Below are 22,928 nucleotides of genomic sequence, written 5' to 3'. Positions count from 1 at the left end.
GACAACATAGCGATCAAGACTGTGCTAAAAACACGAATTATCACCGCGCTGATCCTTGCCCCGATCGCCATTGGCGGTATTTTTTTCCTGCCGCCACTGGGTTTTGCGTTGTTCACCGGTGCCATTATCTGTATCGGCGCCTGGGAATGGGCAAACATGGCCGGAGTCACCCAGCCCCTGGGCCGGGTTGGCTTTGCCCTAGCCACAGCCGCCATTCTTTACGGCTTGCTTGAAGTGCCGGCGAGTGCCGTGCTCTGGGTGGCGCTGGTGTGGTGGATTGTGTGTTTTCTTCTGGTGCGCAATTATCCCGAAGGTTCCGGACACTGGGGCAGTTGCACTGCGCGTGCCGTTATGGGCCTGCTGGTACTGGTTCCTGCCTGGGTGGGTCTCAATCATCTGAGAACCGGCGGCTTCGGCTTTGGGGACAGCACCAATAACCTGCTTCTTATTCTTTATGTGTTCTGCATCGTCTGGGTTGCCGATATCGGTGCCTATTTCGCCGGTCGCGCCTTCGGCAAGGCCAAGCTGGCGCCACGAGTGAGCCCCGGCAAGTCCTGGGCGGGTGTCTGGGGCGGGTTATTGGCGGTGGCGGCGTTTGCGTTGCTGATAGGTCTTTTGGCAAATGCAGGAGCCGGTGACATTGCTATGCTGATTATTGCAAGCCTGATCACCGGTGCCATTTCGGTGGTTGGCGACCTGATGGAAAGCATGCTCAAACGCTTTCGTGGCATCAAGGACAGCAGTCAGCTATTGCCCGGCCACGGCGGTATTATGGACCGTATAGACAGCCTGACCGCGGCGATTCCTGTTTTCGCATTCATTATCACTCAGCTCGGATGGCTGACGGCCGGGCACTGGTAAACTCATGAAGCGCAACGTCACCATTCTCGGAGCCACCGGCTCTATTGGCCTCAATACCCTCGATGTGATTCGCCGCCATCCGGATCGTTTCGGTGTTTACGCGCTGACCGCCAGCACCAGTGTCGACTGCATGGTGGACCTGTGTCTTGAGTTTGCGCCGCAATATGCGGTGATGGCCGACGAGCCCAGTGCGCAATCGCTTTCCGAAAGGCTGGCCGGCAATGACCGGACGCGGGTACTGGTTGGTGAGGAAGGCCTGTGTCAGGTTGCCGGTGATCCGCAATGCGATACCGTGATGGCGGCCATTGTGGGTGCGGCGGGGCTGTTGCCGACCCTTTCGGCGGTCCGCGCCGGCAAGCGGGTGCTACTGGCGAACAAGGAAGCCCTGGTAATGTCCGGCAAGCTGTTTATGGACGCTGTCGTCGAGGCGGGTGCGGAGCTGTTGCCCATCGATAGCGAACACAATGCCATTTTCCAGTGCATGCCGCCGGACAGAATTCGTGACACCCGCGGCGCCGGTATTACCCGGATATTGCTGACGGCCTCCGGTGGGCCCTTCCGCACATTTTCCGCCGAATCACTGCGAAGTGTCCTTCCTTCGGAGGCCTGTTCACACCCAAACTGGTCCATGGGGCAGAAGATTTCCGTAGATTCTGCGACCCTGATGAATAAGGGGCTGGAACTGATTGAGGCCTGCTGGCTGTTCAATACCACGCCCGATCTGGTGGAAGTTCACGTTCACCCTGAAAGCATCATCCACTCAATGGTGGAGTATGCCGATGGGTCTGTGCTTGCACAGCTGGGCAGTCCGGACATGCGTACCCCCATTGCCAACGGGCTGGCGTGGCCGGAACGCATCGATGCGGGTGTGGCACCGCTGGATCTTTTCCAGATCGGCAAGTTTCACTTTGAGCGGCCGGATCTTGACCGGTTTCCCTGCCTGCGCCTGGCGGCAGAGGCTTTCCGGCTCGGGGGGACGGCGCCTGCGGTGCTCAATGCAGCCAATGAAGAGGCCGTCGCGGCCTTTCTGGATGGTAAGCTGTGCTTCGCGGATATCGCCGTTATCATAGAGCAGACCCTGGCGAGGGTGGCAACGGTCGCTGCCGACAGTTTTGAGACCATCTTTGAAAAAGACGCCGAGGCTCGTGTGGTGGCACGGGAACAGATGTTCAAGGCCAGTGTTGAAGGTCATTCATAATCGAGAGCACTATCTAAGGCAATATCGAGAGCAATATGCAGATAGTTGAAACCGTTCTGGCGCTGCTGTTGACGCTGGGCATACTGGTAACACTTCACGAATACGGTCATTTCTGGGTTGCCCGCCGTTGTGGTGTGAAGGTACTCAGATTTTCGGTCGGGTTCGGCAAGCCGCTTTTTTCCCGTTATGATCGCCACGGCACCGAGTTCGCCGTGGCCGCCATTCCGTTGGGTGGCTATGTCAAAATGCTGGACGAGCGTGAAGGGCCGGTTCCGGAAGAGCTCAAACGCCAGTCCTTTAATGCCCAGCCGCCTTCGAAGCGTATCGCCATTGCCTCTGCCGGGCCCATCGCCAACTTTTTATTTGCGATTTTTGCCTACTGGCTGCTGAGTGTTGTCGGTTTTACCACCGTAGCGCCTGTTATTGGTGATGTGGACCAGGACAGCACAGCCCAGCGTATCGGCCTTGAGTCTGGTATGGAAATCCGGTCGGTTGACGGGCACAGTGTGACCTCCTGGCGGGATGTGAACATGCGTCTGCTCGAACGTACCGGCGAATACGGGCAGATAACCTTTGGTGTTTCCGGTAATGGCGGGACCGGCCAGATTGCGGGGCTGCTTGAGGGATGGAACCTGAGTGAGGATACGCCGAACCCGCTGGCCGAGTTCGGGGTTACGCCCTGGCGGCCGGATGTTCCACCGGTACTGGGGGAGATCGTCGACGGCGGCCGGGCCGAGGCCGCGGGACTGCAAGCGGGCGATCGGGTGGATTCCGTCAACGGTGAGCCGGTCAACAACTGGTTCGCCCTGGTGAAGGCCATCCAGCAGGCGCCCGAGCAGACCATCCGCCTCGGTATTGTTCGGGACGGTCAGTCCAGGGTGATTGAAGTGACCCCGGCACTGCGAAAAAGCGAAAGCGGTGAGAAGACCGGATTTATCGGGGCGGGTGTGAAAGAGGTAACCTGGCCGGACGAGTTGCTGCGGGAAACCCGCTACGGGCCATTTGCGGCGGTTCCCCGCGCGATCTCGGAAACCTGGGCGGATACCCGCCTGACACTTGTAGCCATCAAGAAGATGGTCACAGGGCTGCTGTCGCCCACCAATCTGAGCGGCCCGATCACCATCGCCCGGATTGCCGAAGCCAGCGTCAGTTCCGGATTCGAGGATTTTATCCGTTTTCTGGCCTATCTCAGTGTCAGCCTGGGTGTACTGAACCTGCTGCCGGTTCCGGTACTGGATGGCGGACACATTGTCTATTACACCATCGAGGCTATCCGCAGGAAGCCGTTGTCAGAAGAGGTGCAGGCGATGGGTCTGCGTATCGGCATGGCAATGATTCTCACATTAATGGTGTTTGCACTTTACAACGACCTGATGCGGTTGTGAGAATTGCGAACCCTTTATGCGCATCAACAGGCGAATTTATTGAATGAGACGTTCTCTTCAGCACTTAGCAGTGGGCCTTCTGGCAGCCTTACTAAACGTAACTCCGGCACTTGCCGAAGAGTTCACCGTCGCCGATATCGAAGTTGAGGGCTTGCAGAGGGTGTCTGCCGGTACGGTGTTTTCCTCCTTTCCGGTCTTTGTTGGTGAGCCCCTCACCGAAATGGAGTTGGCCGGGGCTATAAAGGACTTGTTCCGGACTGGACTGTTCACCGACATCGAGGCCAGCCGCGAAGAGAACGTACTGATACTGACGGTCAGAGAGCGTCCTTCCATTACTTCGATTGAGATAGACGGCAACAAGAATATTGAAACACCCATGCTGATGGATGCCCTGGCCAGTGCCGGGCTTCAGGAAGGCCAGGTGTTCCGTCGTGCCACCCTGGAGCGTCTGGAGCTCGAGATTCTCCGGTCCTATATCGGCCAGGGCCGTTATAACGCCCGGGTAGAAGCCAAAGCGGAAACCCTGCCGAGAAATCGGGTTGCCATCAGCCTGGAGATCAACGAAGGCAATGTGGCGGCCATCCAGCACCTCAATATTGTCGGTAACGAAGCATTCGGTGATGAACGGCTGAAAGACCTTTTTGAGCTGCAGAGCACAAGCTTCTGGAATTCCCTGACTAACGCCGACAAGTACGCCCGGGAAAAACTGAGTGGCGATCTTGAGACGCTTCGTTCGTTTTATCTTGACCGTGGCTACATTGATTTCAGCATTGAATCGAGCCAGGTTTCCATCTCGCCTGACAAGTCCGAAGTGTTCATCGCCATCTCTGTGAATGAAGGCCCTAAATATACGGTGTCCGACATCAACCTGAGAGGCGATCTGATCGTGGAAGAGTCGGCGCTGCGGGAACTGATCTTTATTGAAGAGGGTGACGTGTTCTCCCAGGCTCAGGTTACCGGCACATCGGAACTGCTGGCGCGTCGCCTTGGCCGGGAAGGGTACGCTTTCGCTGGCGTCAACGGCGTCCCCGAGCCAGGAGACGATAACACCGCGGCCATTACCTTCTATGTGGAACCGGGTAAGCGTGCCTACGTTCGGCGTATCAACTTCGAGGGTAACGTTTCGACGCGGGACGAAGTTCTGAGGCAGGAAATGACCCAGATGGAAGCGGGCGTTGCCTCAACCGACCGGATCGAGTATTCGAAAACCCGTCTGGAGCAACTGGGCTTTTTCGAGACCGTCGACGTGGAAACGGTTCCCGTCCCCGGCACCGATGACCTGGTTGACGTCAATTATTCCGTGGTTGAACAGGCGACCGGCAGCCTTTCGGCGTCGGTGGGCTTCTCCCAGGAATCCGGCATCATCCTCGGTGCCAATATCTCGGAGAACAATTTTTTCGGCAGTGGCAAACGAGTGTCGATTGGCGTGAATGTCAGCGATTCGATCAAGAGCGCGAACTTCTCTTACCAGAATCCCTACTACACCGTTGACGGCGTCAGCCGCGGATTCAGCGTGTTTGCGCGGGAGACAGATTTTGAAGAGCAGGACATTACGTCCTATCTGCTGGATGAATACGGTGGGCGTCTGAGCTTCGGCTACCCCACGGACCGGATTACCCGCCTGAACTTCGGCGTGGGTTACACGCTGTCCAGGATCAAGTCCGGCATATTTACCTCCCAGGACGTCAAAGACTTTATTGAAGAGGAAGGCAATGACTTCAACAACTGGTTCGTGTTCGGGTCCTGGCGCAGAAGCACCCTCAACCGGGGTGTGCTGCCAACGGATGGCTACAGCATCTCCCTGTCTGCGGACGTTGCCGTGCCCGGCAGTGATCTGACCTTCTGGAAACTGAGCCAGTCAAATGACTTTTACCAGCCTCTGGACGATGAGCAGAACTGGGTTCTTCGCGCCCGATCCAAGATCGGATACGGTGACGGATATGACGGGCGCTCGGTTATCCCGTTCTATGAGCACTTTTTCGCAGGTGGCTATGGATCTGTCCGTGGGTATGAAGCCAATTCGCTTGGACCGGTTGCGACGCCTGCACCGGGTGATTTTTCCGATCCAGACCCGTTCGGCGGCAGTTTCCTCACGGAAGCGGGTCTGGAACTGATCGTTCCGACTCCCTTTGCCGGCGATAGTCGCTCCATGCGTACCGCTTTCTTTGTGGACGCGGGACAGGTATTTGATCCGGACAGAGCGTTCTCTTGGACGCTGGACGATGTTCGTACGTCGGTCGGTCTCGGTTTCCAGTGGATCACAGCCGTGGGACCTCTGGCTTTCAGCGTCGCGAAGCCGCTGAACGACAAACCGGGTGACAGCACGCAGGTATTCCAGTTCTCGCTGGGACAAACGTTCTAGGGCGTTGGGTTTCAGGCCAAATAACAAGTAGTCAGGAGGGTAAAGATGTTTCGTTTAAAGATCATAGCCGCGTGTGTGGTGCTTCTTGTGTCAGCGCAGGTCGCTGCAGAAACAAAAATTGGCGTGGTGGACCTGCGCCAGGCACTGTTTTCTTCGGAAGACGCCCAGGCCTTTACCCAGAAATTGCAGCAGGATTTTTCCGGTGAGGAAGCCAGGGTTCGCGAGACCCAGGAAGCCGCTCGGGCGCTCAAGGAACGTCTGGAAAAAGACGGCGCCATGATGAATGAATCCGAGCGTAACCAGATTGCCGCTCAGTTCCAGCAGAAGGTGCAAGAGTTCAATCGCCTGAAGCAACAGCTTGATTCTACCGTCGCCAGTCGCAAACAGGCGTTTCTGGAACAGGCTCGCCCGGAAGTGGATGCGGCAATGAAAGAGCTGACGGAAGAGCATAACCTGGACATCATCCTGCCTAGCGAAGCCGTGATTTTTGCGAAGCCGGACATGAATCTGACCGAGCAACTTCTGGAAAAACTGAACCGTTGATCGGTTAGGGCCCCGATGTCGGGCTTTCACTGATCCAACTTCGGGGAATGGATGATGGCAGAATCTTCCTATCGACTTGGCGATATTGCTGCTCATCTGGGCGCAGAACTCAGGGGTGACCCGGATACTGAAATCGTCGGGCTGGCAACACTTCAGGGCGCCTCACCCGGGCAGATGGCGTTTCTGGCGAACGCTTCCTATGCCCGGCATCTGGCAGACACTCAAGCGTCTGCCGTTATCATCGCGCCATCGGTTGCCGATCAGTACGCGGGCAACGCCCTGTTACTGGATAATCCCTACCTGGGTTACGCCCGGCTCAGTCATTGGTTTGACCCGGCACCGGCGGCAACGCCGGGCATCCACCCCTCGGCGGTGGTTGCCTCTTCCGCCACCATTGCCGATTCGGCCAGTATCGGCCCCCTCGTAGTGATTGAAGACGATGTTGTGATTGGCGAGGCTGTCACTGTGGGCGCCGGGTCAATGATCGGTGCGCGTTGCCAGTTGGGCTCGCAGTCCGTCCTGAGACCCCGGGTAACACTGGCGCACGATGTGGTACTGGGCAAGCGTTGCCATATTCTCAGCGGCGCCGTTCTAGGGTCCGACGGTTTCGGCTTTGCTAATGAAAAGGGTGTCTGGCATCGCATTGCCCAGATTGGCCGGGTTGTGCTGGGTGACGATGTAGAAGTCGGCGCCAACACGACCATTGACCGGGGGGCGCTTGACGACACCGTTATCGGCAATGGCGTCAAGCTGGATAACCTTATTCAGATCGCCCATAACGTCAACATTGGTGACCATTCCGCCATGGCGGCCATGGTCGGTATTGCTGGCAGTACCCGCATTGGCAGACACTGTGTTTTCGCTGGAGGAGCCGTCGTGGCAGGGCATCTGACCATTGCTGACCAGGTCCAGCTGACAGGTACGACTATGGTCACCAGCGATATCTCAGAGCCTGGCGTATACTCATCAGGTATCAGCGCCGATACCAACCGCCAGTGGCGCAAAAACGCAGTGCGATTCCGGCAGCTCGACAGCCTTGCACGGCGTATCAAAAACCTGGAAAAGAAACTGTAAGGCTGAGATAAAACCCCATGATGTACATTCATGAAATTCAGGAGTATTTACCTCACCGGTATCCCTTTCTGTTGGTGGACCGGGTAACCGAGGTTGAAAAGGGACAGTTCATCAAGGGGTTCAAGAATATCTCCCTTAATGAGCCATACTTCGCCGGCCATTTTCCCAATAATCCGATCCTGCCCGGCGTATTGATCATTGAGGCAATGGCGCAGCTGTCCGGTATCCTTGCATTCATGACGGTTGGCCGGAAACCGGCGGACGGTCTGGTGCAATACCTTGCAGGTTCCAGTAAGGTACGCTTCAAACGTCCTGTGGTGCCCGGTGACCGGTTAAGCATGGAAAGCAGAATCATTACCGGAAAACGCGGAATCTGGAAGTTTGAATGTCGTGCCCTGGTGGATGACGAAGTTGTCTGTGTGGCAGAAATACTGACTGCTGAGAGAGAAGGCTGATGACAACAAACGACTGGTCGGGAATCCATCCCCAGGCTATCGTGGATCCGTCTGCGAAGATCGCTGACGGGGTCACAGTGGGGCCGTGGAGTTATATTGGCCCAAATGTCGAGATCGGTGAAGGCACCGAGATCATGTCCCATGTGGTGGTCAAAGGTCCGACCACGATTGGTCGCAACAATCGTATTTTCCAGTTCTCCAGCGTTGGCGAGGAGTGTCAGGACAAGAAATACGCAGGCGAGCCCACCACTCTTGTGATCGGCGATGACAATGTGATTCGCGAGAATTGCACCATTCATCGGGGCACTGTTCAGGATCGCGGCGAGACGGTTATCGGAAACGGCAACCTGCTGATGGCCTACGTTCATGTTGCCCACGACTGCGTGATTGGCAACAACACCATTCTGGCAAACACCACGACCCTGGCCGGCCATGTGTCGATCGGAGATTTCGCCATTCTTGGCGGCGGAACCATGGTGCATCAGTTCTGCAATATTGGCGTTCACAGCATGGCTGCCGGTGGCAGCATCGTACTCAAGGACATCCCGGCTTACGTAATGGCCAGTGGCCAGTCGGCGAAACCCTTTGGTATGAACGTGGAGGGGCTGCGTCGCAGGGGTTTCAGTAAAGACGCACTGATGTCACTGCGCCGTGCCTACAAGACCGTCTATCGCCAGGGCCTAACAACGGCGCAGGCGGTAGAAGAGTTGGAAAAAACCTATCACGACCTGCCCGAGGTCCGTCCCCTCATTGACTCACTACGTGGCGCCGACCGCGGCATCATCCGCTAGTTGCCGATGATATCTGAGCGTCGTCATGCACCTGTTTTCGGCATTGTTGCAGGAGAGGCATCGGGAGACATTCTCGGTGCCGGCCTGATTCGCTCACTTCGCAAAAGATACCCGGGCGCCCGCTTCGTCGGCATCGGCGGTGACGAAATGGTTGCTGAGGGTTTTCACTCCCTCGTGCCCATGGAGCGCCTGTCAGTTATGGGGCTGGTGGAAGTGCTGGGGCGGCTGCGCGAGCTCTTTAGCATTCGCGCCCGGCTTATGGCCTATTTACTGAGCAATCCCCCCGATGTGGTGATTGGCATTGATTCCCCGGATTTCACCCTGGGCGTTGAGCGCCGGTGCCGCGATGCCGGCATTCTCACTGCTCATTATGTCAGTCCGTCCGTCTGGGCCTGGCGTCAGAAGCGTATTTTCAAGATTGCAAAAGCCGTTGACCTGATGCTCACGCTTTTTCCCTTCGAGGCTCGCTTCTACGAAGAGCACAAGGTGCCCGTGTCGTTTGTGGGGCATCCACTGGCCGACATGATTCCCATGGAACCAGACACCCTGGCCGCCCGTCGCAATCTCGGCCTGGACGAGCAGGCACCGGTACTGGCGATCCTGCCGGGCAGTCGTGGTGGCGAAGTTGAACGCCTGGGCGGGCTGTTTCTGGAAGCTGCGCGCTGGATTCAGAGTCGGCGACCGGATCTGCAGCTAGCCATTCCCTGCGTCAACCGCGAACGTGAGCAGCAGGTGAGGGCGCTGGTGGAAGCACTCGACGTAAAGCTGGCGGTTACGATTGTCCGCGGTCGTTCGCGGGAGGTGATGGCGGCAGCCGATGTGGTTCTGCTGGCATCTGGCACCGCGACTCTCGAAGCCATGTTGTTGAAAAAACCAATGGTTGTGGGTTATCGACTGAGCAATCTGAGTTTCAAGATCGTCTCAAGGATGGTGAAGTCGCCCTATGTGGCTCTCCCGAACCTGCTGGCTAAACAACCCCTGGTGCCCGAACTGCTTCAGGACGAGGCCACACCCGAGGCACTCGGGCAGGCAGTGCTGGAGCGACTGGAGAATACCGATGAACGGGAGCGGCTTACTCTGGCATTCACCGAGATACACCACAGCTTGCGGCAGAATGCCGACGAGCAGGCCGCCAATGCCATTGCCAAGCTGATCGGAGGTAAAGTCTGATGGCAAAGAAGCCCCCGTTGCCGCCTTTTGTCTGCCGTTATCAGGGGCGTCTGCTGGCAGGTGTTGACGAGGTGGGGCGGGGTCCACTTGTAGGAGCCGTTGTGACAGCGGCCGTGATCCTTGACCCGGATCGCCCTATTGCCGGACTTGCCGATTCCAAGAAGCTTTCGGAAAAGCGCAGAGAGGCGCTATACGAGCAGATCATCGAACGGGCCGCTGCCTGGAGCCTGGGCCGCTGTGAAGCCCGGGAAATCGACCAGCTCAATATCTACCAGGCAACCATGCTGGCCATGAAGCGGGCAGTGGAGGGGCTTCACATTGCTCCGGAATATGTCCTGGTGGATGGCAACCGTTGTCCGGACTGGCATTGGCGGTCAGAGCCGGTGATCAAGGGTGATAGTCGGGTTGAGGCCATCAGTGCGGCGTCTATCCTGGCCAAGGTCACCCGGGACCGCGAAATGAACGCCCTGCACGAGCACTTTCCCGAATACGGCTTCGCCGGCCACAAGGGATATCCCACACCGACCCATATGGATGCGCTAAATCAGTACGGCGCCACCACAGAGCACAGGCGTTCTTTTCGTCCTGTGCAGGAAGCCATTGATGCCGTGGGGTTTAACGTGGGCAAGGTTGCTGGAACAGAGCCTTTCCCGCTGGATCTGTTTGAAAATATCGATTGACAGCCCTGTAATGAATCCTTAGTATACGCGCACGTTGATCGGAGCAACTCCGGTTAACCACCAGTTTGATGCGGGGTAGAGCAGTCTGGTAGCTCGTCGGGCTCATAACCCGGAGGTCGTTGGTTCGAATCCAGCCCCCGCTACCATTATTGAAAAAGGCCAGTCGGAAACGACTGGCCTTTTTTGTTTTCAGGCCAAGTTCATTCCAGCCTGAATTAACCATGCCTTTAAGTCCTCAGTGTTCTGCCACGGGAATAAAAATCCACTTTGCGTCGTTGTCTCCGGGAAAGGCGCACAGATTCAGGCAGATCCCGTTACAACTGTCTCGGGTTTCCCTTAGATCGCTGCAAGCCTTTGTTTTGGCAGGGATTAGAGCCACTTTTGATACTAAATGTCAAAAAAATGGCGTATAAATTACAATTCGAATGACATTTTTCACAGTCCTTGCCGTACGAATTTTATAGAATTTCACAAATTCGACGGAAACTTGGTGTGAAACGTCTATGAAGAACGTCATTAAAATGTCAAAGGCAGGGATCGCCGCGGTAGTATTCGGAATCGCCCTGGCTGGATGTGGTGGCGGTTCTTCCGACGAGACTGGTACGCAGAGTTCCGGTGGCCAGCAAACCCTGGAGCGCTCTGCAGCGCTGAGCTGGAATGCTCCCGATCAGCGCCAGAATGGTGAAGGTCTGAAAATGGGGGAGCTGGCTGGTTACGTGATCAACTATGGCCAGGATCCGGAGAACCTGGATAAGTCTGTCGTGATCGATAATGCAAGCACCATGGAATACACCGTGAAGAACCTGGGTGTTGGTACTTGGCATTTCAGTGTCCAGGTTGAAGACACGAGCGGCCTGATGAGCCCTCCCTCCGACCTGGTGAGCAAAACCATCAAGGGCTGAATCAGTTTACCGGATGAACCATCGGCAGCTTCAGGCTGAACGCGGAACCGGCGCCCAGCCTCGAGTCCACGGCGATGGTTCCCCGGTGTTTCTCCACCACCACGTTTACAAAGGATAGCCCCAGCCCGGTGCCGTGATTGCCCGACAGCTCGCTGCTCTTCTGGCGACGGTAACGGCTGAACAGGTGGGGCATCTCGTCTTCAGCAATTCCTTCGCCTTCGTCGCTCACGGTCAGGCAGGCCTCATGGCCGGCATTGAACACCTGAACCGTGACGGTGGAACCGCGAGGGCTATACTGGACCGCATTGGTTATCAGGTTGATAACTGCCCGTTCCAGCAACTCCGCATTACCTTTCAGCCAGAGATCTTCCTGCCCGTTGAGAACCAGTTGGATCCCTTTCTCAGCAGCCTGTTCGCTGACGCTGTCCCGGGCATTTTCAGCGATGGCCAGAAACTCGCATTCGTAAAACCGCGTCTCGGTAAGTTGCTCCGCCCGGGCCAGCTGCACAAACTCTTCTGCAAGATTATAGCTTCGCCGGGCAAGCATACCGAGCTGGTCGAGTTGGCTTGTTTCAACCTGACCTTGGTTGCGTTTGAGCTGTTCTATCAATGCAAGCTGCGAGACCAGTGGCGAGCGCACATCATGGGAAATGAAGTCGATGGCCTCACGATGCTGACGCTGTTGTTCCCGCAGTTCCGAGATGTCGGACACATTGGCAATGATGCCGCTCTGGTCGCCGCCCGGCAGGGCGAAGGGTGCAAAGTGAATCAGGAAGGCCTTGTTGGCCAGTTGCAGGTCTACCGTCCGGGCCTGGGCTAAGGTCAGGGTCTCTGAAACGGTTTCATGCCAGGGGGTGCTTTCCCTGGGATCGTGGCCGTCAAGCAGGCGCGCCAGTGGCAAGCCGTTGAGGCTGGGCATGGGCTCACCGAACCATTCCTCGATATGTCGGTTGGCAAAGCGGATAACCCCCAGTTCGTCCGTCACGATGATGCCGTCAGGCATGCTTTCAAAGCTGCGGTGAATGAACTGCTGCATCTGGCTCATCTGGGCGGTGGCCTTGCGAACCCTCTCAATGCGGGCGGAGATGTTTTCCCGCGGCGATATGTCTGGTGCTCCTGGACTATTTTCTGCCAGCGGCAGTCGTTGCAGATACCGTTGAATGGCTTCCCGGCTGAGATCGTTGGGTAGTTTCAGGCCTAAGGTGTAGCGAACCGGATGGCGGGTCAGGCGGATCCAACTTTGGTTATTCCGATGAACCCACCTTCCTTCTGTTTCCAATGCCGGTGCGTCTGCAAGACGGAAGCCCTGAGCCTCGATGGTTTCTTCGTCCTGCGCCACCAGCCAGCCTTCCGGCTGAAGGAGTGCACGAAGGTGAGACATAAGCTGGAGAGGGTGTCTGCCAGAGGCGCTGGGCAGCGCCATGGAAGGCCCATGGGCGAGTTCATCGAGTTGGCGGTTCAGGAACCGGTTGGTCATGGCCAGACGTAACCCGCTGGAAACCGGAATGGCGAGCAGGGCAATGATCAGCGCGTGAGCGACTGACAGCCACAGTTCCGCGATGAACAACAGTAGCCCATAGGCTATCACCAGCCCCAGGCCGGCGGATAAACAGAGCCCTAGAGCCCTCGCTGGCCGCATTCGTGGCAGGGCTATCGCCAGCAAAAGCAGAATCGCCCCTGCAAGTGCAAAGGACGCGGCCATCGGTACGCGGCTGATCAACTCGCCTTTACTGAGGGCGGAGTAGGCATTGGCATGAAATTCCACGCCGGACAGTGGCTGACGAAGCCCGGAAAACGGTGTGGGCAGGATGTCGCCAAAACCGGCCGCAGTTGCGCCGACAAAAACGGTCTTGCCTTCAAAGCGGTCAGGGGAAGGCGGCCCGGAAAGTACGTCGGCATAGGAATAGGACGTGATGGTGCCGGAAGCTCCAGCCAGGGGAACCGCCCGAAACAACTGACGGATATTGGTGTAGGGAGCGGCCCGCGCCTGTGATGGTGCGGGCGCTTCCATTTGATGGGTCGCAAGTGCAAGGCTGGGCCAGAGACGGTCGCCAAGGCCGTTGCGAAGGTAAAGTCCGCGTGCGATGCCGTCCTCGTCCAGCTCAACGTGAGCATGCCCGACCGACGCCGCGGCCTGAGCCAGAAGCGGGGCAGGGGGATGGGTGGCCAACAACTGGTTGGTGGACGGTGGCGACAGGTGCAGGGGCAGAACAACCCTGCCGTGGGCCTCCATGGTATTGGCCAGGGAGCGATCCCCCGGGGCAGGTTCGGAAAACAGAATGTCGAAAACAATGGTATCGGCGCCCGCCGCATCAAGCTGCTCGATCAGACGCCCGTGGGTTTCTCTGGGCCAGGGCCACTGGCCCAGCTGGTCCAGGCTCTTCTCGTCAATGGCAACAAGGGCAATGTCTGGCGCAATACTGGAGGGATAAGCGGTGATCAGCGAATCGTACAGCCAGAAATTCAACCGCTGGGGTATGTCGAAGGCGTGGGCGAGCCACAGCATCAGCAGAAGTGGCAGACCCAGCGTCCATGGCGTGGTCCTGATTGGCATCATTCCAGGAAAAGTTCGCGCCCGGGCCCCCATCGGCTTTCCAGCGGGCCGTCAGACAGGGCTTTCACGCGCACAAAGTAGCGCCGTCCGGGAATCAGCCGCAAGGCGGCTGTGGTACCCGGAAGTTCCGCTTCCTTGATGATGTTCCTGAAGCCGGGCTCTTCGGACAGCTGTAGCCGGTACTGTGAGGCGGTATCGACTTTCTCCCAGAAAACACGCACCTGCTCATCCACATAGTTGATGCTGATGATGTTCGCTGGGGGAAGGGTGCCATTGACGACCAGTGAGCGGGTTTCGCTGGTGGCAACGGAATTCCCGCCAGCTTCGGTGACTACCCGCCAGTAATACTGGCCTGGGGACAGAGGGCGTGACGGCAAGGCCTGCTGGTCTGGGGCCCACTCACTGGTTGCAATTACGTTGCTGAAACTCTGGTCTTCGGCAATTTCGATACGCGCCACTTCGTTTTGTCCGCGCAGCTGCCAGCGGAATTCCGGCATGTCATCGTTAACGCCTTCGCCGGGCGCCGGACTGGACAGCTCTGCCGCGCGCGCCTGAAGGTCTACTTCAAAATCCACCATCGCAGGCATGCCGGCAATGCCACGATTGCCCAGTGCCGCCAGCCTTGCCTGGTATCGGCCATTGTCCAACAGCTTGAGATCGTATTCTGTGCCGTCCGTGGTCGAACTCTGCAGCCAGCGGCCGGATTCTGCGTCGAATACGTTCACACGGTATCGGGGTGCGCCGTTTGATTTCCAGCCCAGGGTTTGCGGCAGTGCGGTCAGGCGGGCGGGCAGCGGTTTCAGCTCCGGGGCCGGCGGCAAACGGCGGATACTCAGATCTCTGACATTGGCCATTGAAGTGCTGGCGCTGTAGCCCGCCGGTATCACCCGGGTTTTACCCCGCGGGCCAAAGGCGACTCTGCCTTCGGTGACGCGCAGATCCGAACCGCTGGCATCGGTTTTAAGGCTGAACATGGTTCCGCGAACGGCCGCGACGGCCGAGGGGGTTTCGATCTCAAAACGCGATCCATCCTCTTCAAACGGCTCTACCCGGGTTTCCACCTCTCCGTCATTCAGGCGCAAGCGCGTATCCACCATCCCCGACTTACCGTAGCGGGTCAGTCGGTTAAACGTCAGACGGGAATTCGGGGACAGCCGGAGGCTGGAGCCATCCGCCAGTTCCACAGTGGCACTGCCGGAATGGGAAACGAGTTCGTCGCCGACACGAATCAGCGTACCCGGCGTTAGTGGCCTTTTATTGCCGTCGCGTCCGGACAACACCATGACCTGGCCGGCCACCGAAGCAGCCCTGGCCGGCTCCGGTTGCTGCTGAAGCCAGGATAGAGGAATCCTGAGGGTGTCGCCGTTCTTTAATTGGGACAGGTCCATCAGATTGTTGTGCTGAAGCAGTCTCGAGGAGGGAATGCTCTTCATCAGGAAACGGTTGGCAATGTCCTTAACAGATTCGTCCGCCTGCACCGTATAGGTCCACTCGGGCACACTGGACCCGCCAAAGCCTGATGAACCTGCTTCTGAACCACGACCGATCGACAGCTCCGCCTGGGCCGTAGCGCAGAAAACCAGGCTGGCAGAGATCAGGCAGCGGGCGATCAGAATCCGGATGGTGCTGTTACTCATTTCATCCCTGTCCTGTCGCTGTATTCTCGGTATCAGTATTCGGGGCATTGACGGTTGCCCCCATTGCTTCAAGACGGTAACCGCGCTGATAGATGGTCTTTATGCGGAAGCCGTTCTCGGGGTTCAGGCCAAGGCGGCGGCGCAGGCGGCTCATATGGGTGTCCACCGTCCGGGTATTGATATCATTGGCCATGCCCCAGACGCGTTCGAGTAGCATTTCGCGGGTCAGCAGGCGTCCCTGGTTCTGAAACAGGAACAGGGTAAGGTCGAAATCCTTGTCTGTCAGGGTGAGGGCCTGGCCGTGCAGCTGAATGACGCGTTGCTGGGTGTTGATCTGAAACGGGCCGTAATTCAACACTTCTTTTTCGGTGTCCGGGTTGGTGCGCCTGGCCAGTGCGTTGATGCGGGCCAACAGCTCTGCCTCGCGGGCAGGCTTTGACAGGTAATCGTCAGCCCCGGCGTCCAGCGCCTGCACGATATCGGTCTCGCTATCGCGCTGGGTCAGAAACACCACCGGTATCTGCCAGTTGAGGTGCGCCCGGACCTGTTCCAGCACCTCAATACCGCTGGTGTCGGGAATCTGCCAGTCCAGAATTAACAGGTCGAAGCTGCGGTGCAGCACCGCGCTCAAAAAGGACTGCCCTGACGGAAAATGATCACACTGATGCCCACGCTCAGCCAGCATGGCCTGAATGTGTTGCGCTTGTTCATGCTCATCTTCAAGAAGTGCAATGCGCATTTGGCGTCCTCAACGAAGTTTTCCCAGGAAAACCGCAGTATTACAAAAAATGAAAGTGGCTTCAGTATCGTTATGTAGTATTCGGTAAACGAACCGCCGGACGGCCGTCCACATCATTGACTGTTTGTCGGCAGGCAGGGAAATTACTGCAGCCCCAGAACCAGCCTTTTGCACTTTTTCGCCGGACCAGTGGCGAAAAACAGTGGGGACAGGGTACAGGTCTCTCGCCGCTGCCGTCGCCGGGGCTGGTGTCGTCGATGGGTCGGGTGCCGTTGCAGTCCGGGAAGCGGGTGCAGGCCTGGAAGGCACCGAATTTTCCTTCCCGCTCCCGCATGGGCGCCCGGCATTTGGGGCAGTGCACCCCCGAGCCGGGGCGTTGATCCGTATTGGCCTGGTCGGCTCCTGGTTCGGACACGAGCTGGCGAATCTGGTTCTGAAGCTGCGCCAGAAACTCCCTGGGATCGCCTTCGCCGCTGCGTATCTGCTCCAGCGTGGCCTCCCAGACCGCCGTCATGTCCGGCGTGCTGACAGACTCGGGGAGGGCTTCAATCAGGTCCCGACCCTTCGGGGTAGAGCGGATGTACCGTTTTTCCCGCACCAGGTACTCGCGTCGGAAGAGAGTATCGATGATGGCCGCCCGTGTGGCTTCCGTACCCAGACCATCGGTTTCCCGCAGGGTTTTGCGCAGCTCCGTATCGCTGACAAATCGGGCAATATTCGTCATCGCCGACAGCAGTGTGGCGTCGGTAAAGGGCTGCGGTGGCTGGGTCTTGCGTTCCCGGATGTCGGCGGATTCACACAGTATCGGATCTCTGACGGAAAGCCTCGGCAGGGGGGCCTTTGTTACTTCCTGGCGCTCCTCGCGCTGGCGTATCTCCAACTGCTTCCAGCCGGGCTCGGCAATGGCGGTTTCGGTAGCGCGGAATTCATGCTCGCCGATAGTCAGCTTCAGGCGACCCTCCCGGTGGATGGCGTCGGCGTTGAACTGCATCAGGTAATAGCGGCTGATCAGATCATAGATTTTCTGCTCCGCTTCACTGAGGCGGCCGGACCCGCTCTGGCGGGCGGTGGGGATGATGGCGTGGTGGGCGTCCACTTTTTTATCGTTCCAGGCCGCCGAGCGAAGGGCCAGATCGGCTGAATCGCAGGCCTGATCGAGATCCGATGCGATTTTGCGGATCGCCTGAACCACGGTATGGCGTTGCTCATAGTGGCCCTCCGGGAGATACCGGCAATCCGAGCGCGGATAGGTGATCAGCTGGTGGCGCTCGTAGAGATTCTGCGCGACGTCCAGAACATCCTTGGCACCCATGCGAAACAGCCGGCCGGCTTCGATCTGAAGCGCGGACAGGGATAGCGGCAAGGGAGGAGGCTCGTTTCGGTCGCGAAACCTTGCCTCGGTAATCCTGCCTGGCCGCCCTTTGACCGCCTCGGCTATCTGCTCTGCAACCTCGCGGTCGAGCAGCCGCCCTTCTTCATCGATATGGTCCTGATCTTTTTCAGAAGGTAACCAGCGGGCGACAAAACGGTCCGTGGGTGATTGTTCATCCGTTGCATGACAGGTGGCTTCAATGCGGAAAAAGGGCTTCGGCTCAAAGTTTTCAATGGTGTTGTCACGGGTGACGACCAGTCCCAGTACCGGTGTCTGCACCCGCCCCACGGAAAATACGCCCTCTTGCCCTTGCTGCTGGTAGAACAGGGTGTAAAAACGGGTCAGATTGATTCCGTAGAGCCAGTCGGCGCGCTGGCGGGCCAGGGCCGAGTGGGAAAGACGCCGGAACCGACGGTTGTCCTGGGGCGCGGCTATGGCTCTGGCGACGGCGCTGGGGGTCAGATCGTTAATCAGGATGCGCTCGACCGGGCACTGTACCCCAGCGTAGCGGATCAATTCGTCAACCAACAGCTGGCCTTCTCGGTCCGGGTCGCCGGCGTGAATAATCAGATCGGCCTTGTTCATCAGCGACTGCAATATCTGCAACTGCTGACTGACACTGGGTTTGGGCGCCACCTGCCACTGGCCAGGGAAAAGGGGAAGATCCTCGCGCCGCCATTTTTTCCATCTGGGGTCATACTGGGCCGGCTCGGCGGGTTCCAGCAGGTGGCCGATACACCAGCTTACTGTACAGGCGTCTTCGCCCTGACCACAGCGGATCCAGCCCTGCCCCTTCTGGTGGGGAGTGGGAAGCGCCGCGGCAATGGCACGGCCCAGGCTGGGTTTCTCGGCAATGTACAGACGCATAGGCTTCAGCGGGTTAAAAAGGGCATAGGAAGATGGCGCTTTGCCCCAATCCTGTCAAGCAGACCGGGCCCTTGCTGTAGTAGACTGGGCGCAAACGCACTGGAACAGGAGTGACTCCGGTCATGACGATTCAACACTCGATTGAACAGAAGCTGGAGCCAGCTTTCAACTGCGATATTCTTGCGGTCGAGAATGAAAGCCACAAACACAATGTGCCGCCGAATTCCGAAACCCATTTCAAGGTAACGCTGGTATCTGCCGATTTTGAGGGGCAGGGCAAGGTGAAGCGTCACCAGGCCATCTACGGGATACTCGCGGAGGAGCTGTCCGGTGGTGTTCACGCACTGGCACTTCATCTTTATACGCCGCAGGAATGGGCCGAATCGGGCCAGGCGGCGCCTGACTCGCCCAACTGCCTGGGTGGTTCGAAACACGATCCGGCTTTCACCGCAGGAGGCAAACAGTGAGTCAGTTTTTCCAGATTCATCCGGTAACGCCCCAGAAGCGACTGATCAACCAGGCAGCAGATATTCTGCGCAAAGGTGGGGTGATTGTGTTTCCAACGGATTCCGCCTATGCCATCGGCTGCCAGCTGGACGACAAGCAGGCGGTGGACCGCATCAAACGCATTCGCCGCCTGGACGACAAGCACAACTTCACCCTGATGTGCCGGGATCTTTCCGACGTCGGCGTCTTCGCAAAGGTGGGCAATACCCAATACCGATTGCTAAAGCAGTTCACGCCGGGCGCCTACACCTTCATTCTGGAGGCTACCAGTGAAGTACCGCGTCGATTGCTGCACCCAAAGCGCAAAACCATCGGTATGCGTGTGCCGGACAACCCCATCGTTCAGGAATTGCTGGCGGAACTGGGTGAGCCGATCATGAGCAGTACGCTTATTCTGCCGGGTGAGGAAGACCCGATGACCGATCCGGAGGAAATCCGCGACCGGCTGGAACACGAGCTCGATCTTATTATCGACGGTGGTTTCTGCGGCCTTGAGGCGACGACCGTGGTCAACATGACCGGAGACGTTCCGGAAGTGACCCGTGAGGGTAAGGGCGACCCGAAGCCGTTCCAGCTTTAGAGCCAGGGTACGCGTTCAGGCCAGGGTGTTTAGGCTGAACGCGTAATCTTTGCTGGAGCGGTAAGCCTCGCTGTCGCCAGCGGCCACCGACCGGCGAACGGAATCGTAGCGGTGAACCAGGTCCTGAAGTCCGTTGAATTGCTGGTTCTCGCTGGTGATGGTGTCGAGCAGGGAATTGCTGACGCCGTAGGCTTTATTCAGTTTGAGCGCGTTATCCATGAAGTGGAGCGTCGGCTCGCTGGCGCTCAGCCTGCTGAAAGCCTCCCGAAAGGGCCGGCTGTTGTTCAGGTCCTGCTCGATCCGGGCGCTGCTCTGCGGGGGCAGGTTGCCACTCAGGCGAATGTCGCCATTGTCGTCCCTTGATACTTCCATGCTGCTGGCCGGGCTAAGCTGATATTCGGCAAGTTTGTGCCGCAGTGTTTCCCGGACAAAGGCAAGATCCTGCCCTACGGTCTGCTTGTAATCCGCCATGGCAAGTTTGCGTGCCTTGATCTGAAAGGGGTCGGTGTCGCCGTTGCCCGATGGGGTAAAACGATCATCTGTGGCGGACGTTGCCTGTTCTGCTGAAGCTTTGCCGGCCGCGGCTTTGAGACCAGTGTTGGTGCCGCCGTCGGCGGACACAGACGCCTGGCGTTTCTCCATGGCCTGCTGGAACTGGGCACCGGCCTGGATCAGCGAAGTCAGTAGGGACATGGATGTATCCTCCAATCAACAGGGTAAGCAATTCGTGCTTAATGCTGACTGAAGCAGTTTTCAGGCCAATCCTGCTGGCAGGCCTGAAGTTTGAGCTGGAGGTTCGGGTGAGAAGCTTCTGGCCCAGGCCAGTGCTTGCTCGCGAGGAACGGGACGGGTGTAATAAAACCCCTGTCCAACCTCGCAGCCCATGGCCACCAGACGCTCCTGGACTTCCAGTGTCTCGATGCCCTCGGCAACCACCCGCCTGCCGAAGTTCTGGGACAGGCCAATGATCGCACTCACAATCAGCTCATCGTCGGGCCTGGTCAACATGTCCGACACGAAGGAACGGTCCACCTTGATTTCATCCACATTCAGCCGGCGGAAATAGTCCAGGGAAGAGTAGCCGGTTCCGAAATCATCCAGGGAAATCTGCACGCCCAGCGCCCGGCAGGCTGCCAGGTTTTCGATGACCTTTTCGGTGTTGTCGAGCGTGGTGGTTTCAAGAATTTCCAGCACCAGGCGTGACCGCAGCCGGCTGTCTGTCCCGGCAAGGGCTGATTCCAGGTCGGGGATAAATCGCTCGCTCAGGAAATGGGATGGGCTCAGGTTGATGCTCAGGCAATAGGACAGTCCTTCATCGGACCATTGTTCAAGCATGTCGACCGCATCTGTCAGTACGAACCGACCTACATCGTCGGCAAATTCGGTGTACTCCAGATGTGGCAGAAATGCGCCCGGCGCCAGCAGGCCCTCGGTCGGGTGGTTCCAGCGGATCAGAGCCTCAAAGCCCTCAACGGTCCGGGCCGTCAGATTGATTTTGGGCTGGAGATAGAGTTCAAATTGGCCCTCCTTAAGCGCGTGGGGCGTCTGCTCGAGCACGCGGTCACGTTCCTTCCGCAGTACGTGGGACTGGAGATCGAAATGCCGGTACTGGTTTTTGCCGGATTCTTTTGCCGCGTACATGGCCTGATCAGCATGGCGCAGGAGCAGGTCTGTATCGACCCGGTCATCCGGGTAGACCGTGATTCCCATGCTGCCGGACAGCTCAAATACCTGATCCCCGAAGCCAAGAGGCTGACGAATGGCCTCCAGCATGCGGTCATAGACAGACTCGTTTTCCACATCGCGCAGGATAGCGACAAACTCATCGCCACCAAGTCTCGCGATAACATCATGCTCTCGCAAGGCGCCCTGCAGCCTGCCGGCCACTTCCTTCAGAACAAAATCGCCAGCGGAATGGTCATAGCGATCGTTTATCTCTTTGAAACCGTCAAGATCAATAAAGCATACGGACAACAGTCCGTTGCGTCTGTCAGCCTCAACCAGTTCCTGTTCGAACAGTTCTGTCAGCCGCCGGCGGTTGGGCAGGCCGGTTAACGAATCATAGTTCGCAGCCCGTTCAAGGCTTCGGCTGTGTTCGCTTTTCTCACGGTGCAGACGTTTGCGTTCAATGAACTGGCCGACGGTCTGTAACAGAGGCTCCAGCTCGCCGGCCAGGTTTTCCGAGTAGCCATCCATGCGGTTGGCGAGCCCTACCAAGCCGACTTTTTCACTTCCCGCATAGATCGGAACACCGAAGTAAGAACTGATTGGCGGATGCTTGTCGGGCAGGCCGCCACGTCTCGGGTCTGATGAAAAATCGTTGGCGATGATGAACTGATCCGCCAGCATTGAAGCACCCAGCAGGTTATCGTTTTGTTCAAATATCAGCCCGCGCCGTTTGACCTGCTGATACAGCGCTTCGGTTTCAGGGTTCCAGGCGATGTTGGTAATGGCGCCAATTTTCAGATAAGGGGTTTCGTCAGGGTGGTGAAGAATTTCCCCAATAAAACCGAACTGGCTGGCGGTGAGCGCCAGAAGGTCATTGAGAACAAATTCCAGTGCCGCGCTCAGGCTGTCGTGAGTTAGAAAAATATTCTGGGCACGGTGAATGGAGCGGGTTAAATGGGAGACCTCAACGAAATCATCGCTGTCTCCCGTGAGGAAGGCGCGTTCGATTTCATCTTCCACCAGGCTGGCCACGTTCCGCAGAAGGTCCAGGTCCATTTCCTGAATGTTGCGCGGAGCCCGGTCAATAATACACAGGCTCCCGACTTTGAATCCGCTGGGTTCACGGATGGGCATGCCGGCGTAAAAGCGCACGTGGGGCGGCCCGGTGACCAATGGGTTGTCTTTGAAGCGGGGGTCGAGCGTTGCGTCTTCGACGATGAAAGGCCTGTCTTGACGGATGGTGTAATCGCAGAAGGCATGGGCCCTGGGGGTCTCGTCCACTTCCAGACCCTGCCTGGACTTGAACCATTGGCGGTCGTCATCAATCAGGGAGATCAGGGCGATAGGTACCTGATAGATCCGGCGAACAATACTGGTAAGCCGGTCAAAACGGTGTTCAGGCGGGGTATCCAGTATTCCCAGGCGTTTGAGTGCCGTCAGCCTGCGCTTTTCCATCCAGCTTGCGGTCATAACGGCGTGCCTTTTGACTGTTGTTCTGAGTATGGTCTCCTTTTAGGTGTTCGTCCCTCGCTATACATAATTACCGGGTGCTTTTTGCACCTTTTGCACAATTATCCGTCACG

19 protein-coding genes and 1 tRNA gene are annotated in these 22,928 nt (G+C 57.7%); 14 read left to right on the top strand and 6 right to left on the bottom strand.

The window, feature by feature from the left end; all coding sequences use genetic code 11:
- Positions 1–21 precede the first annotated feature (21 nt).
- From FPL19_RS00300 to FPL19_RS17565, 12 genes are all read left to right on the top strand, one after another.
- Positions 22–861, top strand: a complete 840-nt coding sequence (locus FPL19_RS00300) for a phosphatidate cytidylyltransferase (RefSeq protein ID WP_150912334.1) — start codon at positions 22–24, stop codon at positions 859–861.
- A gap of 4 nt (positions 862–865) precedes the next feature.
- Positions 866–2,059 (top strand): 1-deoxy-D-xylulose-5-phosphate reductoisomerase, encoded by a 1,194-nt coding sequence (gene ispC / locus FPL19_RS00295; protein WP_150909507.1) that lies wholly within the window; start codon positions 866–868, stop codon positions 2,057–2,059.
- A 35-nt stretch (positions 2,060–2,094) separates the two neighbouring features.
- A complete protein-coding gene (gene rseP, locus FPL19_RS00290) occupies positions 2,095–3,444 on the top strand; it encodes an RIP metalloprotease RseP (protein ID WP_150909505.1) in 1,350 nt (449 codons plus the stop codon).
- Positions 3,445–3,487: 43 nt separating this feature from the next.
- A complete protein-coding gene (bamA, locus tag FPL19_RS00285) occupies positions 3,488–5,806 on the top strand; it encodes an outer membrane protein assembly factor BamA (protein WP_150909503.1) in 2,319 nt (772 codons plus the stop codon).
- A 45-nt stretch (positions 5,807–5,851) separates the two neighbouring features.
- Positions 5,852–6,349 carry an OmpH family outer membrane protein gene (locus FPL19_RS00280; RefSeq protein WP_150909501.1) on the top strand — a complete coding sequence of 166 codons (498 nt, stop codon included), beginning with the start codon at positions 5,852–5,854 and terminating at the stop codon, positions 6,347–6,349.
- Positions 6,350–6,403: 54 nt separating this feature from the next.
- Positions 6,404–7,423, top strand: a complete 1,020-nt coding sequence (gene lpxD / locus FPL19_RS00275) for a UDP-3-O-(3-hydroxymyristoyl)glucosamine N-acyltransferase (RefSeq protein WP_150912333.1) — start codon at positions 6,404–6,406, stop codon at positions 7,421–7,423.
- 17 nt (positions 7,424–7,440) lie between these two features.
- Positions 7,441–7,878, top strand: a complete 438-nt coding sequence (gene fabZ / locus FPL19_RS00270) for a 3-hydroxyacyl-ACP dehydratase FabZ (protein ID WP_150909499.1) — start codon at positions 7,441–7,443, stop codon at positions 7,876–7,878.
- Complete coding sequence (gene lpxA / locus FPL19_RS00265) at positions 7,878–8,669, top strand: acyl-ACP--UDP-N-acetylglucosamine O-acyltransferase (protein ID WP_150909497.1); 792 nt, start codon at positions 7,878–7,880, stop codon at positions 8,667–8,669. The genes fabZ and lpxA overlap by 1 nt, the downstream gene beginning before the upstream one ends.
- 6 nt (positions 8,670–8,675) lie before the next feature.
- A complete protein-coding gene (gene lpxB / locus FPL19_RS00260; RefSeq protein WP_150912332.1) occupies positions 8,676–9,839 on the top strand; it encodes a lipid-A-disaccharide synthase in 1,164 nt (387 codons plus the stop codon).
- Positions 9,839–10,519 (top strand): ribonuclease HII, encoded by a 681-nt coding sequence (gene rnhB, locus FPL19_RS00255; RefSeq protein ID WP_150909495.1) that lies wholly within the window; start codon positions 9,839–9,841, stop codon positions 10,517–10,519. The genes lpxB and rnhB overlap by 1 nt, the downstream gene beginning before the upstream one ends.
- Positions 10,520–10,588: 69 nt before the next feature.
- Positions 10,589–10,665 (top strand) — tRNA-Met (locus FPL19_RS00250).
- 375 nt (positions 10,666–11,040) lie between these two features.
- Positions 11,041–11,421 carry a fibronectin type III domain-containing protein gene (locus FPL19_RS17565; protein WP_225314235.1) on the top strand — a complete coding sequence of 127 codons (381 nt, stop codon included), beginning with the start codon at positions 11,041–11,043 and terminating at the stop codon, positions 11,419–11,421.
- Between the two features lies 1 nt (position 11,422).
- Here the strand turns inward: FPL19_RS17565 and FPL19_RS00240 are convergent, their stop codons facing one another.
- The 4 genes from FPL19_RS00240 to FPL19_RS00225 all read right to left on the bottom strand — a co-directional run bounded on the left by FPL19_RS00240 (position 11,423) and on the right by FPL19_RS00225 (position 18,590).
- The gene (locus FPL19_RS00240; RefSeq protein WP_150909493.1) at positions 11,423–13,978 is read right to left on the bottom strand and encodes a CHASE2 domain-containing protein; all 2,556 of its coding nucleotides are present in this window, start codon (positions 13,976–13,978) and stop codon (positions 11,423–11,425) included.
- Positions 13,975–15,612, bottom strand: a complete 1,638-nt coding sequence (locus tag FPL19_RS00235) for a FecR domain-containing protein (RefSeq protein ID WP_150909491.1) — start codon at positions 15,610–15,612, stop codon at positions 13,975–13,977. The genes FPL19_RS00240 and FPL19_RS00235 overlap by 4 nt, the downstream gene beginning before the upstream one ends.
- Position 15,613: 1 nt before the next feature.
- Entirely contained in the window at positions 15,614–16,351 is a 738-nt protein-coding gene (locus FPL19_RS00230; RefSeq protein ID WP_150909489.1) for a response regulator transcription factor, read from the bottom strand.
- Between the two features lie 70 nt (positions 16,352–16,421).
- Entirely contained in the window at positions 16,422–18,590 is a 2,169-nt protein-coding gene (locus FPL19_RS00225; protein WP_150909487.1) for a DNA topoisomerase III, read from the bottom strand.
- A 122-nt stretch (positions 18,591–18,712) separates the two neighbouring features.
- Between FPL19_RS00225 and FPL19_RS00220 the strand changes: the two genes are divergently transcribed.
- Together FPL19_RS00220 and FPL19_RS00215 are read left to right on the top strand one after the other, a co-directional pair.
- Positions 18,713–19,057, top strand: coding sequence for a BolA family protein (locus FPL19_RS00220; RefSeq protein ID WP_150909485.1), 345 nt, complete (start codon positions 18,713–18,715; stop codon positions 19,055–19,057).
- The gene (locus tag FPL19_RS00215) at positions 19,054–19,677 is read left to right on the top strand and encodes an L-threonylcarbamoyladenylate synthase (protein WP_150909483.1); all 624 of its coding nucleotides are present in this window, start codon (positions 19,054–19,056) and stop codon (positions 19,675–19,677) included. Before FPL19_RS00220 ends, FPL19_RS00215 begins: the two co-directional genes overlap by 4 nt.
- Before the next feature lie 15 nt (positions 19,678–19,692).
- Here the strand turns inward: FPL19_RS00215 and FPL19_RS00210 are convergent, their stop codons facing one another.
- Both FPL19_RS00210 and FPL19_RS00205 read right to left on the bottom strand, forming a co-directional pair.
- Positions 19,693–20,370 (bottom strand): hypothetical protein, encoded by a 678-nt coding sequence (locus tag FPL19_RS00210; RefSeq protein ID WP_150909481.1) that lies wholly within the window; start codon positions 20,368–20,370, stop codon positions 19,693–19,695.
- A gap of 60 nt (positions 20,371–20,430) precedes the next feature.
- Complete coding sequence (locus tag FPL19_RS00205; protein ID WP_150909479.1) at positions 20,431–22,815, bottom strand: sensor domain-containing phosphodiesterase; 2,385 nt, start codon at positions 22,813–22,815, stop codon at positions 20,431–20,433.
- Between the last annotated feature and the right edge of the window lie 113 nt (positions 22,816–22,928).

It is taken from the genome of Marinobacter halotolerans (genome assembly GCF_008795985.1).
GTDB lineage: Bacteria > Pseudomonadota > Gammaproteobacteria > Pseudomonadales > Oleiphilaceae > Marinobacter > Marinobacter halotolerans.
Note: the sequence above shows the minus strand (reverse complement) of the source record. Positions and strands in the feature narration are given on the sequence as shown.